Raw genomic sequence first — 12344 nt, 5'->3', positions numbered from 1 at the left:
CTGCCCCCGTTTCCATGTCCGTTGCCTCAGTTCTCCGTGCGCTTGCCGCTGTCCGGGCGGGGGGCGGTGGTCTTCTTGCGCGCCCGCGCCGGGGCCTTGGCGGCTGTCTTCGCGGGGGGCCTCGCAGGGGTCCTCGCGGCCTTCTTGGCCACGGCCTTGGGCTGCGCGTCCGCCGTGTCGTGCCCGCTGTCCGACGGCTCCCCGGCCTGCGCGCCGATCGGCACCACCCGCACCACGGGCCGCTCGACCGGCTTGCCCGGCACGGGCGACTCACGGCCGTCGACGAAGACCAAGGACGCCTGGTAGACGACCGACAGCGCGTACGGCGTCTGGTGGAGCATCCCCCACAGCTTCGACGCCTCGTCGACGTCCATCACCATCGGCGTGAACCGCACCCGCTGAACCGCCTCGGCGAGGTCGCTGCCGGCCAGGTAGGGGCGTTCACCGGCCTGTTCGATGACGTCCTTCGGCAGGACCGGGATCTCGTGCAGGGCGCGCACCACGGCGCCGATCAGCCGCTGCCCGACCAGCTCGGTCTCCTCGCCGTAGGCGCTGATCAGGTAGTGCAGGTCCAGGGCGGCGGCGGGCCGTTTGACGAGCGTGCCGTCGGCCGCCCGGGTCGGCAGGTCGTTGTTGCGCTGCGAGGTGTTGGGCGTGACCTGGTACAGGAACACGGAGACGGTGGGGTCGGCCGGCGGGTCGGCGGGCGGCTTGCGCGGCTCCACCTTGACGGCCGCGCCGAACTCCGGCCCCAGGTTGGACTCGATCAGCAGGGCGAGGGCCTGGGTGACATGCGCGATGACGAGTGCGTTGCTCATGACGTCCGTTCCTCGGTGTGTGTCCGGTCCCGCATCTCACTCCCGCCCGCGCGCCAGGTAGTCCGCGAGGTTCAACGTCGCCCCGGGACGGCTGTGTTCGGGCGAGCGCTGCCGGGTGCCGCCGCCGGACGGCGGCGGTCCGGCCGTCACTTCCAGCCGCCCGATCTGCACCTGCACCACCTGTTCCGGCGTGCGCCCCGGCCGCCGGGCGGCGGCCTGCCTCGCGGCGTCGCGGGCCGCCGCCGTGTCCGCGGCACTGGGCCGGAGGGGGGAGGACACGGCGGCGGGGCGAACGGCGTCCGCCGCCCCCGGGGGGACGGTCACGGACGCCGTGCTCGGGGCGGATCCGCGCTCCTGCCGCCCGCGGGCCGGATCGCGCCGCGCGGTCTCGGGCGCGGTCCGCGCCACCGGCACGACCGGCGCGACGGGCCGCAGCAGCGGCGTCTCACCCCGGGGCGACGGTACGGCCCTTGACTCCAAGTCCCTTTCGTTCGGGGCGCGTTCGGTGCGTACGAGGGTCCGCTCGCGTTCCGTGTGCAGCAGCCGGACCTCCGGCGGACGCGGTGCGTCCGGCCGTGGCTCGGCGGGCGGCCAGGGCGAGCCGGGGTCCTCGTCGGAGGCCGCCGCGGTGCCCCGTACCGCCTCCACGCGTTCGAACGGGCCGGGCAGCCGGGGCCGTACCCGCACCACGTCGGGGCGCGGGCCGGCGGCCGGGGTGTGCCGGGCGAGCAGCCGGTCGAGGAAGTCGGGGACCGGCGTCCCGTCGGCGTCAGACATCCGCACACAGCTCCAGGTAGTAGCGGCGGCGCAGCGGGCTGAGCGCCAGGATCTCCGGCTCGCTCCAGCCGTAGGCGGTGGCCAGCAGATGGACGTCGAGGAGCACGTCGCGTGCCCAGGCGTCCAGTTCGGTCCACAGGTAGGAGGCGATGTCGAGTTCGGCCCGGGTGGCCTGCCCGCACTCCGGGCAGGCCACGTTGAGCGTCACGTCGGCGCCGGGGTCGGCGGCCTCGACCGCCTCGGCGATGCGGCGCTGGACGGCGACGGGCAACTCCCCCGCCGCCACGGCCGTACCGCCGCGCTCGGCCGCGACCAGGCACCGGGCGAGCAGGGCGGCGCGCGGATCAGCGGCCCGGGCCGCAGCCGTCACGTCGGCGACGCCGGGCAGCCGGAACTCGACCTCCCAGCCGCCCTCGGAAACCGTCACCTGCCGGTCGTCCGTGCCAACGGCGAACTCCCCGGCGTCCAGGTCGAACTCCATGTCGGCGCCGCAGTCCGCGCAGTCCAGGCGCACCTGCATCCGGTCCCCGAACAGGGCCCGGCGCAGGGCGAACAGATCCGCCTCGCGCTCCCCCACCGGCAGGGCCGGCAGCACGGCGCCGTCGAGATCCGGCCGGGCGGTGCGGTGCAGCAGCAGCGCACGTCCGGTCGGCGCCTGGGCCAGTCCCGTCTCCCAGGCGGCCAGCAGCTCGGCCGCCCCCGTGATCGTCATGTCCCCCTGCTCCCCGCCGCTCAGGCCGGGTTGAGGAACGAGGGCTCCTCCGGCTCGGGCACCTCGTAGTCCCGCTCCCAGCCCTCGCACTCCAGCTTCAGCGACTGGATTGCTACAGCGTTGGCGTTGGCGTCCAGTTCGCCGAGGACCTGGTACTCGCTGGGCCAGGTCCGGTACAGCTTGTGCGAGACGGCGACCTGGCCGGCCTCGTTGAGGACCTGGATGACGATGTCCTTGCGGAAGTCGGCCAGCGACACCTCGGAGCCGAGGCCCGCGCCGACCTGCCAGACCTTGTTGGCCCAGCGGTCGAACTCGGGGTCGTGGGTGACCCCGCGCTCCAGGGTGATGCCCTCGAACTCGCTGCGCCCCGGCGACTTGCGCGGGGAGCTGGGGTCGCCGCCGTGCCGGTGCTTGACGACCTCGGTGGTCCGCTTCAGCGGAGATATCTTGCTGATGCCCGCTACCGTCCGACCGTCCCACAGGACCAGGAACTTGAAGTTCTTGTAGGGATCGAAGCGATGGGCGTTGACCGTGAACTCAGCCATCGAAAATGTCCTCGGGATCCTTAGAGCTCGAACTGCCCGGACGTCTGCTGGATCTTGACGATCACGAACTCGGCGGGCCGGACCGGCGCGATGCCGACCAGGACGTTCACGACGCCGTTCGCGATGTCCTCGTCCGTGGTGGTGTCGCTGTCGCACTTGACGAAGTACGCCTCGCGCGGGGTGCCGCCCTTGAAGGCGCCCTGCCGGAAGAGGGTGTGCAGGTAGGAGGAGGCGCTGAGGCGGATCTGCTGCCACAGGTTCTCGTCGTTGGGCTCGAACACCACCCACTGCAGGCCGCGTTGGAGGCTCTCCTCCACGTGCAGCGCGAGCCGCCGGACGGGGACGTACTTCCACTCGCTGTCGAGGGCGTCGGAGCCTTCGAGCGTGCGCGCGCCCCACACCGTCGGACCGGTCACGGGGAAGGTGCGCAGGCAGTTGACGCCGAGCGGGTTGAGCAGGCCGCTCTCGCGGTCGGTCAGGTCGACGGTGAGCGAGTGCACGCCCGCCAGTCGCGCCTCGGTGCCGGCCGGTGCCTTCCACACCCCGCGCTCGGAGTCGGTGCGGGCGATGACGCCGGCGACCGCGCCGGAGGGCGGGAAGGAGCGCAGCCGCCCGGTGAGCGGGTCGGTGAGCTGCAGGTGCGGGAAGTACAGGCCGGCGTGGTTGCCGCGCACGGCGTCGAAGGCGGCGAGTCCGGCGCGGGCGCTGTCCACGCTCACCCAGGTGCCGGGCGCGTCGACGAGCAGGAAGATGCGCCGCTCCTCGCACAGCCGCTGGGCGGCCGAGACGACGGTGAGCGCGTCCTCGGTGTTCTCGTAGCCGGCGAGCTCGGGCAGGGAGAGCAGGTTGACGTCGGCGACGCCGCGCAGCGCCTGGATGCCGGTCTTGCCGGCCTCGCTGCCGATCAGGTCGCGGGGTCCGGGAGCCTCGCCGTCCTCGCCGCCCGCCAAGGGAAACACCGGCGGGTTGACGGAGGCCTCCAGGCCCAGGTCGTTGGCGCACTCGCCGAGGAAGCGGACGACGTCGTCGGGGTCGGTGGAGCCCGCGACGACCTGCAACCGCCGTCCGAAGGCGGTGACTTCGGCGCCGGCGAAGGCGTGCTTGCCGGGCGCGTCGGGCAGCGCGCGCAGTTTGCGCTCCAGCAGCAGCGCCAACTCGGCCACGGTGCAGGGGGCTTCGCCGTCGCAGTCGGGGTCGTAGAGGGTGAACTCGCGCTCCACCTCACCGATCTTGACGGTCAGGTCGACGGCCAGGTCGGGCAGTTCGGGGCCGAAGGGCTTGGAGACGGTGCCGGAGGGGTCGGGCCGGCCGTCGCCGACGACCTCGACGCAGATGAGCCGGGAGCCCGCGTTGATCACGGTCGGTGCGTGGCGGCCGTCGGAGGAGTCCATGGACAGGCCGGTGTAGCTCTCGCGCGCCTCGCCCTTGGCGTCGTACACGCGCAGGTTGAAGGTGTCGTCGGGGCACTGGGTGTCGTGGTCGACGGCGACGCGCAGGCCGTTGCCCCAGACGCCGGGTTCCTTGGCGTGCACCTCCAGGACCCTGGTCTCGCTGTGGCCCTCGGTGGACTCAAGGGTGACGCAGGCGGCCTTGCCGCTGCCGGACTTGGCGACCCGGACGATGACGGCGACGGTGCCGCCGTTGCCGAAGAACTGGTGGACGGCGTAGCCGACGGCGCTGCGGGCGCTCAGGCCGCCGAAGCGGCGCTCGAACTCCGTGAAGCTCGTGACCCGCACGGGCTCGTTCAGCGGACCCCGTCGGGTGTGGCCCACGAAGGCGGTCACGGACGTGGTCAGGGTCGAGATCGTGCGGGTACTGCTGGGAAGCTCTTCGACGTAGACGCCGGGATACGTCGGCTTGGCGGCGCTCACCGCGCTCATCGGCATTCCCCCTCCTATCCCTTGTCTCGGGCACCGGGACGAAGGCACCAAGAGGTGGCGGAGGGAGACGTTCCGTTAGCGGTGCGCAAAGGGGCCTCACCCTGGTCGGGGCGGCCGTGCGCACCGCATCAAGTTCCCCCGTCGAGACCCCGGGCGTATCGGTTTCGCCCGGGCCAAGCAGCTCGCTTGTGACTCCTGATGCTCAAGTGCTCAATCCACCTTGGTGCGTTGGAAGTTGACGGAACAAGGCGCGTTCAGGCCACCCCGGGAGGGGGTTCGGTGAAGAGGGCCTCCCGGCATCCGCACACCGCGCCTGCGCGCCCCGGCCAGGTGGTTCACAGCTTCTCCACAGAGGGGGCCGGCGCGGGGCGCAGACCGGGTACCGGCGGGCGACGAAACCCCCCTTTACGACGCCCGGCCGCCGGTCGTACGCGCGTACGACCTCCGCGGGTCGTACACAATCCGCGATGGCCGGTTTCACGGGGGTGACGTGAAAGCGCCCCCTACGACTCGCCCGCTCCGGCGTCCATGTTTCCGATGTGTTCCACGTTCTGCCGGTCCTCCGCGTCCTGGCTGGTCTCGGCCGCGAACCAGGCGTCGAGGATCTCCTTCAGCAGCGGCTCGGAGGTCAGCCGCAGGCTCAGGGCGAGCACATTGGCGTCGTTCCAGCGGCGCGCACCGTCCGCCGTGTACGCGTCCGTGCACAGGGCCGCCCGCACCCCGGGCACCTTGTTCGCGGCGATCGAGGCGCCGGTCCCGGTCCAGCAGCACACCACGGCCTGCTCCGAGCCACCGTCGGCGACCTCACGGGCGGCCGCCTCCGAGCAGAACGCCCACTGCGGGTCGTCGCCGGGGCGCAGCGCGCCGTGCGGCACCACGTCGTGGCCGCGCCGCCCAAGCTCCGCGAGGAGGAAGCGGGCCACGGGTTCGTCCATGTCGGAGGAGACGGAGATGCGCATGTTCTGGAGCGTACTCAGCACGGCTGTGGCGCGCCGGGCCGCGCATGCCCGAGGCTGGGGCGACGACCGAGGAGGGGGCGATGGGCGCTGACATGTTGGTGACCGGCGGCAGCGGTTTCGTCGGGAGTCATCTGGTCCGGCGGCTGCTGGAGCGGGACCACCGAGTCCGCGCCACCGTGCGCAGCACCGCCGACGCGGCGAAGATGCGGCCGTTGCGGGAGATGCAGGAGCGCTTTCCGGGCCGGCTGGAGCTGTTCGAGGCGGACCTGCTGACGCCCGGCTCCTTCGACGCGGCGATGAGCGGCTGCCGGACGGTGTTCCATGTGGCCTCGCCGTTCTTCATGCCGGAGAGGATCAAGGACGGACAGCGGGACATGGTCGACCCGGCCCTGCTCGGCACCCGCAACGTCCTGGCCGGCGTGGAGCGGACGCCGACGGTGGAGCGCCTGGTGTTCACCTCGACCGTCGGCGCGATCTTCGGTGACTACGCCGACGTACGCGCCATGGACGGCCAGGTGCTGTCGGAGAAGTACGTCAACACCACCAGCACCCTGGAGAACAACCCGTACCACTACGCCAAGACGCTCGCCGAACGCGCCGCCCGGGACGCCGAGGCCGCCCAGGACCGCTGGCGCATGGTGTCCGTCAACCCCGGTCTGATCCTCGGGCCCTCGCTCACCCCCGCCTCGCAGTCCGGCAGCCTCTTCCTCCTCGACGAACTCTTCAAGGGCTACTTCTTCTACGGCGCGCCCGACTTCAGCTTCACCACGGCCGACGTCCGTGAGGTGGCCGACGCGCACATCGCGGCGGCCCTGAACCCCGACGCCACGGGCCGTTACATCGTCGCCGCGCAGACCATGACGTCCTTCCACGACATCGCCCGCATCGTCCGCACCCGCCGCCCCCGCGACCCGCGCCTGCCCCGCACCGCGCTCCCCCACTGGCCGGTGCGCCTCCTCGGCCCGGCCTTCGGCCTCACCCAGGACTACATCCGCAAGCACCTCGGCATCCGATTCCGGGTGGACAACTCCAGGAGCGTCCACGAACTGGGCATCACCTACCGCCCGATCGAGGAGACGGTCCTGGACCACTACGAGGCCTGGCGGCACCGTCGCCGTCGGAGGTAGCCGGCGCACCCGCAATCAGTGGTTCGGCGCTGCCCGGCTGATGTCCGCCAGTGCCGTGCGCGGGTCCTCGGTGACGGCCAGGTCGCCGAGGCTGACCATGCCGACCGGGCAGCCGCCGTGCTCCACGACCGGCAGGCGGCGCACCGCGTACTGGCGCATCAGCTCGATCGCGTGGTCGGTGGTGTCCTCGGGGCTCACGGTGACGACCGGCGGCCGGCTGCACACGGACCCGGCGGCCGTGGTGTGCGGGTCGCGGCCCTCGGCGATCGCCCGGACCACGATGTCCCGATCGGTGAGGACGCCGAACAGATCACAGTCGTAGGCGACGAGCACGTCGCCGACGTTCTGCTCGCTCATCACGCGGGCCGCCTTCTCCACCGAGGTCATCGGCTCGATGGCCACCGCTCCCGGCGACATCACGTCACGTATCAGATGGGTCATGAGGCACCTCCCGGCAGCACGGACCACTCCCTGACCGCCGCGTAGCCCGAACCGGCCGGGACAAACCCGCTCAGGAGGCGCGCCAGCCCGTCCACCGCAGCCCGGTGACCACCACGACGGGACCCTCCGGCGGCCGGTCCCGGTACTGCGGATACTTCCGCCGCAGCAGGGCGATCGCCTCGGCGAACTCCTGATCCGCCCCCGGCGCCAGGAGGTGGGCGTCGCCGTCGACCCGCACCCACCACAGCCGGTCCCAGTCCTCGTCGTAGGCGTCCGCCAGCAGGCACACGGCCGGGCACCCGGCGATGTTGCGCAGCCGGGTCAGCCGCCGCGAGCGTTTCGGCTTGTCGTCGACGGCGGTGACGATGCGGTCCCCGTGCACGGCGAACACCAGCGGCACGAGGTGCGGGCGGCCGTCGGGGTCCACCGTGGCCAGGCGCGCGACCCGTGCGTCGGCGAACCGCCGCCGGGCCTCGGCCGGATCCATCCCGGGCACGGGCGGCTCAGCCGTCGTCGCCGGTGGGCACCACGGCCACCGGGCACTCGGCGTGGTGCAGGACCGCGTGCACCACGGATCCCAGCCGCATCCCGAACCGGCCGGCCGGATGGCGCGGCACCACCACGAGGCCCGCCTCGCCGGATGCCTCGACCAGTGCGCCGGCGGGCGATCCGACGGCGAGCTCGGTGTCCACGTGCACCCGGGGGAACTCGGCGACCGGGCGCGCGGCATGGTTCAGCAGGGCCGCGTGCGCGTCCCGATCCTCCTCCATGTGGCTGACCTGCGGCACCATCAGGCCCGCTCCGCCGACCGGCCGCCAGGCGTGCAGCAGGCGCACTTCGGTGTTGCGGCGTTCCGCCTCGGCGAGCGCGAACCGCACGGCCGGCTCGTCGCGTTCGTCGCGGACACCGACCACGACGGCGCCGGGCGCGGCGGGGTCGGTGTGCCCGCGGGCGACGACCACCGGGCAGGGGGCGTGCGCGGCCACCTTCAGGCTCACCGACCCCAGCAGCAGCCCGGCGAAGCCGCCGCGCCCCCGGGTGCCGACCACCAGCAGGGCGGCGTCCGGCGCGGCGGCCAGGAGCGCCTCGGCCGGATCCTCGCGGGCCAGGACGGTGTCGATGCGCAGGCCGGGGTGAGCGGTGGCGAGCCGGTGCCGGACGTCGTCGAGCACGCTCGCGGCTGCCTCGATCACCCGCTCCTCGGTCTCCTTGTCGCCGCCGCCCTCGACGGCGTGGACGATCCTCAGTCCCTCGCCCCACAGCTCGGCCTCGGCGGCCGCCCAGTCGGCGGCGAGATGGGTGTGCGAGGTGTCGTCGACGCCGACCAGGACGGTCGCGGCGTGGCTGCTCGCCGTCATCGCGTCCACTCCTTCCACTGCCTCGGGCCGGACGGCTGCGCGCGTTCGTTCACGTGCCTTTGCGTCCCTTGCGCAGGAAGCGCCGCAGCCGGGCCGGCGGCCAGGTGTTGATCACGTCGTCCTTGGTCAGCCAGCCGCGCTGGGCGGTCGCCACGCCGTGGCGCAGGTTGGCCAGGTGCAGGGTGGAGTGGGCGTCGCTGTCGATCGCGAACCGCACTCCGTGCCGCTTGGCCCACAGGATGTGCTCGTCGTTGAGGTCGAGCCGGTCCGGGTGGGCGTTGATCTCCAGGGCCGTGCCGGTGCGCGCGCAGGCGGCGAAGACCTCGTCGAGGTCGACGTCGATGCCCGGCCGCTTGCCGATGAGACGGGTGGTGGGGTGGCCGATGATGTTGACGTACGGGTTCTCGCAGGCGCGCACGAGGCGCCGGGTGAGGGCCGCGCGCGCCTGGTTGAAGTGCGAGTGCACCGAGGCGACGCACAGGTCGAAGCCGGCCAGGAACTCCTCCGGCCAGTCCACCTGCCCGTCGGGGCCGATGTTCAGCTCGGCGCCGTGCAGCAGCCGCATGCCGCCCCGCTTGCCGTGCTTGCCGTGCTTGCCGTCGAGTTCGCGTACCTGCTCGCGCTGGGCGAGGATCCGTTCGTCGGTCATGCGCTGCATGGCCATGTCCGGCCCGTGGTCGGTGATCGCGTAGTAGGCGTAGCCCCGCTCGGCGGCCGCGACGACCATCTCCTCCAGCGGGGCGAGGCCGTCGGTGAGGTCGGTGTGCGTGTGCAGGTCGCCGCGCACGTCCGCCTCCGTGACCAGGTCCGGCAGCTCGCCGCGCAGCCCGGCCTCGATCTCTCCGCGGTCCTCGCGCAGCGTGGGCGGGATCCAGGGCAGACCGAGCCGGGCGTAGACGTCCTCCTCGGTCTCGGAGACGAGCTTCTTGCCGCTCTCGGCGTCGAACAGCCCGTACTCGGAGAGCTTGAGCTTTTGGTGCACGGCCAGTTCCCGGGTGCGGATGTTGTGCGCCTTCGACCCGGTGAAGTACTGCAGGGCCGCTCCCCAGGAGTCCGGCGGTACGACGCGCAGATCGACGGCGAGCCCGCGGCTGGTGCGCACGGACGTCTTCTTCGTGCCGTGGGCGATCACCTCGGAGACGTAGGGCAGCTCGGTGAACGCCTTCATGATCGGCCCCGATCTGCGGGCCGCGGCCAGGACGTCGATGTCGCCGATCGTCTCGCGGCCCCGGCGCAGCGACCCGGCGTAGGTGCACCGCTCGCAGCCGGTCACCCCGGACAGCGCGGCGACGACGTCCTCGGCCAGGTCGGTGGCGACGTCGACGAGGACGCGGTCGCCGGCGGACCGCAGCAGGCCGATGCCGTGCAGGAGGTTCTCCTCCGTGCGCGGCCCGAAGCCCTTCAGGTCGCGCAGGCGTTCGTCCTGGATGGCCTGGGCGAGCTCGTCGAGCGAGGAGATGCCCAGTTCCTGGTGGAGCAGCAGCGCCTTCTTGGGGCCGAGGCTGGGGACGGCCGTCAGGCTGCGGACTCCGGCCGGGATCCTGGCCCGCAGCTCCTCCACCGCGGACACGCTGCCGCTGCGCAGGTACTCGACGACCTTCTCGGCGATCGACTTGCCGACCCCGGGGATCTCCTGAAGGCCCTTGGCGTCGAGGGTGGAGACATCGGCGTGATGGCCGCCGATCGCGCGGGCGGCCTTCTCGTAGACACGCGACTTGAACGCGTCTCCTCCGGTGATCGAGATCAGGTCCGCGTATTCCTGGAACAGCGCGGCCACCTCGTCGTTGGCACGGGCCACAACTCCAGGGTAGGCAGGCGGGCCGGGTTCAATCCTGTGTGGCGGCCCTGATGTGGTCGGCACACCACTGCCGGGCGGCCTCGGCGACCTGGTCAAGGGTGCCGGGCTCCTCGAAGAGGTGGGTGGCGCCGGGCACCACGTTCACCGTGCACGGCACGGTCAGCTGCCGCGCGGCCTCCTCGTTGAGCCGCAGCACCTCCCGGTCGAGACCGCCGACGATCAGCAGCACGGGCGCCCGTACGGCGGCCAGGGCGTCGCCGGCCAGATCGGGACGGCCGCCCCGGGACACCACGGTCAGCACCCGGTCGGGCCGCTCCGCCGCCGCCATCAGGGCGGCGCCCGCGCCGGTGCTGGCGCCGAAGAGGGCGACGGGCAGGGCGTGGGTGCCCACCTGCTCGGCGAGCCAGTCGATCGCGGCCACCAGCCGCCGGCCCAGCAGGGGGATGTCGAAGCGGAGCTCCCGGGTGATCTCGTCCCGGCGCTCCTCGCTCTCGGTGAGCAGATCCATCAGCAGGGTGGCGAGCCCCGCGGTGCGCAGTTCGGCGGCGACCTTCCGGTTGCGGGGACTGTGCCGCGAACTGCCGCTGCCGTGCGCGAACAGCACCACGGCACGGGCGTCCGGTGGCACGGCGAGGTCACCGGCCAGCTCGGTGCCGTCGGGAAGTGGCACGACGACCGCCTGCGACATCATCCGGATCGCCGCCTTCCAGCGTTGCCGAATCCTTGCGCTGTTCCGGGTATCCGGTGGGCCGGGGTCCGACACGCGAAGCGAGGCCTCGTCATCGCCCGACCAGCCGGGGTCGGCGGCCGGGCCTACCGTGGAGGCATGGCTGGCGGCGTGGTGACGCTGTTTCTGTGCGGTGATGTGATGCTCGGGCGCGGCGTCGACCAGATCCTTGCGCATCCCGGTGATCCGGCCCTGCGTGAGCCCTATGTGCGGGACGCGCGGACGTATGTGCGGCTCGCCGAGTCGGTGAGCGGGCCCGTGCCGGTTCCGGTGCCGCCCTCGTGGCCGTGGGGTGAGGCGCTGCGGGTGCTGGACTCGGAGGGTCCGGACGTCCGGATCGTGAACCTGGAGACGTCGGTCACCCGTGGCGACGACTTCGCGCCCGACAAGGAGATCCACTACCGGATGCACCCGGCGAACCTGCCCGCCCTGGCCGCGGCCCGGCCCGATGTGTGCGTCCTGGCCAACAACCACGTCCTGGACTTCGGCCGGACCGGCCTGGCGGAGACCTTGGACACGCTCACGCGCGCGGGACTGCGCACGGCCGGCGCGGGAGCGGGCGCCGCCGAGGCGTTCGCGCCCGCCGCGGTCCCCCTCGCGGGCGGCGGCCGGGTGCTGGTGTTCGCCCTGGGCGCGCGCTCCGGCGGCATCCCGCCGTCCTGGGCGGCGACCGCGGACCTGTCGGGCGTGGCGTACCTGCCCGATCCGACGCCCGCCGCGGCCGCCGCCGCGGTGGAGCGGCTGCGACAGGTCCGGCGGCCCGGCGACATCGTCGTGGCGTCCGTGCACTGGGGCTCGAACTGGGGCTACCGCGTCCCGCACGACCACGTCCGCTTCGCGCACGCCCTGGTGGACGGCGGTGTCGACCTCGTGCACGGGCACTCCTCGCACCACCCCCGCCCGGTGGAGGTGTACCGCGACCGGCTGATCCTGTACGGCTGCGGTGACTTCGTCGACGACTACGAGGGCATCGGCGACTACGCGGAGTACCGCGACGACCTGCGGCCCGCATACCTCGTCCAGGTCACGGCGGACGGCGGCGAACTCGTCGGGGTGCGCATCGCCGTACTGCGGGCCCGGCGGATGCGGCTGGAGTTCGCGGGCGAGGAGGACCGGGTGTGGCTGGCCGCGCTGCTGGAGCGGATCAGTGACGGTGTGCGGGTGGCTTCGGCGCCCGACGGCATCCTGACGGTGTCCTGAGC

Annotated in this window: 13 protein-coding genes; 2 read left to right on the top strand and 11 right to left on the bottom strand. The window is 72.8% G+C overall.

Going from position 1 to position 12344, the window contains the following annotated elements; all coding sequences use genetic code 11:
• Positions 1–26 precede the first annotated feature (26 nt).
• The 6 genes from AB0Q90_RS11280 to AB0Q90_RS11255 all read right to left on the bottom strand — a co-directional run bounded on the left by AB0Q90_RS11280 (position 27) and on the right by AB0Q90_RS11255 (position 5691).
• The gene (locus AB0Q90_RS11280; protein WP_363160425.1) at positions 27–818 is read right to left on the bottom strand and encodes a DUF4255 domain-containing protein; all 792 of its coding nucleotides are present in this window, start codon (positions 816–818) and stop codon (positions 27–29) included.
• Between the two features lie 36 nt (positions 819–854).
• Positions 855–1595, bottom strand: a complete 741-nt coding sequence (locus AB0Q90_RS11275; RefSeq protein ID WP_363160424.1) for a hypothetical protein — start codon at positions 1593–1595, stop codon at positions 855–857.
• On the bottom strand, positions 1588–2307 hold the full coding sequence (locus AB0Q90_RS11270) for a hypothetical protein (protein ID WP_363160423.1): 720 nt from the start codon (positions 2305–2307) through the stop codon (positions 1588–1590). The genes AB0Q90_RS11275 and AB0Q90_RS11270 overlap by 8 nt, the downstream gene beginning before the upstream one ends.
• A 20-nt stretch (positions 2308–2327) precedes the next feature.
• Positions 2328–2852 carry a phage tail protein gene (locus AB0Q90_RS11265; RefSeq protein ID WP_004003113.1) on the bottom strand — a complete coding sequence of 175 codons (525 nt, stop codon included), beginning with the start codon at positions 2850–2852 and terminating at the stop codon, positions 2328–2330.
• 20 nt (positions 2853–2872) lie between these two features.
• Positions 2873–4738 (bottom strand): phage tail sheath subtilisin-like domain-containing protein, encoded by a 1866-nt coding sequence (locus AB0Q90_RS11260; RefSeq protein ID WP_363160422.1) that lies wholly within the window; start codon positions 4736–4738, stop codon positions 2873–2875.
• Between the two features lie 497 nt (positions 4739–5235).
• Positions 5236–5691, bottom strand: coding sequence for an RpiB/LacA/LacB family sugar-phosphate isomerase (locus tag AB0Q90_RS11255; RefSeq protein ID WP_363160421.1), 456 nt, complete (start codon positions 5689–5691; stop codon positions 5236–5238).
• An 80-nt stretch (positions 5692–5771) separates the two neighbouring features.
• Here AB0Q90_RS11255 and AB0Q90_RS11250 point away from each other — a divergent pair, with 80 nt between their 5' ends.
• Complete coding sequence (locus AB0Q90_RS11250; RefSeq protein WP_363160420.1) at positions 5772–6818, top strand: NAD-dependent epimerase/dehydratase family protein; 1047 nt, start codon at positions 5772–5774, stop codon at positions 6816–6818.
• 15 nt (positions 6819–6833) lie between these two features.
• On the opposite strand, the gene AB0Q90_RS11245 is transcribed toward AB0Q90_RS11250, so the two are convergent.
• The 5 genes from AB0Q90_RS11245 to AB0Q90_RS11225 all read right to left on the bottom strand — a co-directional run bounded on the left by AB0Q90_RS11245 (position 6834) and on the right by AB0Q90_RS11225 (position 11106).
• Entirely contained in the window at positions 6834–7259 is a 426-nt protein-coding gene (locus tag AB0Q90_RS11245; RefSeq protein WP_363160419.1) for a CBS domain-containing protein, read from the bottom strand.
• A gap of 70 nt (positions 7260–7329) precedes the next feature.
• Entirely contained in the window at positions 7330–7755 is a 426-nt protein-coding gene (locus AB0Q90_RS11240) for a TIGR03668 family PPOX class F420-dependent oxidoreductase (RefSeq protein WP_363160418.1), read from the bottom strand.
• A gap of 7 nt (positions 7756–7762) precedes the next feature.
• Entirely contained in the window at positions 7763–8617 is an 855-nt protein-coding gene (locus AB0Q90_RS11235; protein ID WP_363160417.1) for a universal stress protein, read from the bottom strand.
• Positions 8618–8666: 49 nt separating this feature from the next.
• The gene (gene polX, locus AB0Q90_RS11230; protein ID WP_363160416.1) at positions 8667–10415 is read right to left on the bottom strand and encodes a DNA polymerase/3'-5' exonuclease PolX; all 1749 of its coding nucleotides are present in this window, start codon (positions 10413–10415) and stop codon (positions 8667–8669) included.
• A gap of 28 nt (positions 10416–10443) precedes the next feature.
• A complete protein-coding gene (locus AB0Q90_RS11225; RefSeq protein WP_363160415.1) occupies positions 10444–11106 on the bottom strand; it encodes an alpha/beta family hydrolase in 663 nt (220 codons plus the stop codon).
• 135 nt (positions 11107–11241) lie between these two features.
• Between AB0Q90_RS11225 and AB0Q90_RS11220 the strand changes: the two genes are divergently transcribed.
• Positions 11242–12342, top strand: coding sequence for a CapA family protein (locus AB0Q90_RS11220; protein ID WP_363160414.1), 1101 nt, complete (start codon positions 11242–11244; stop codon positions 12340–12342).
• The last annotated feature ends 2 nt before the right edge of the window (positions 12343–12344 follow it).

Origin of the sequence: Streptomyces sp. NPDC079141 (genome assembly GCF_040686775.1) — a bacterium.
Taxonomy (GTDB): Bacteria; Actinomycetota; Actinomycetes; order Streptomycetales; family Streptomycetaceae; genus Streptomyces.
Note: the sequence above shows the minus strand (reverse complement) of the source record. Positions and strands in the feature narration are given on the sequence as shown.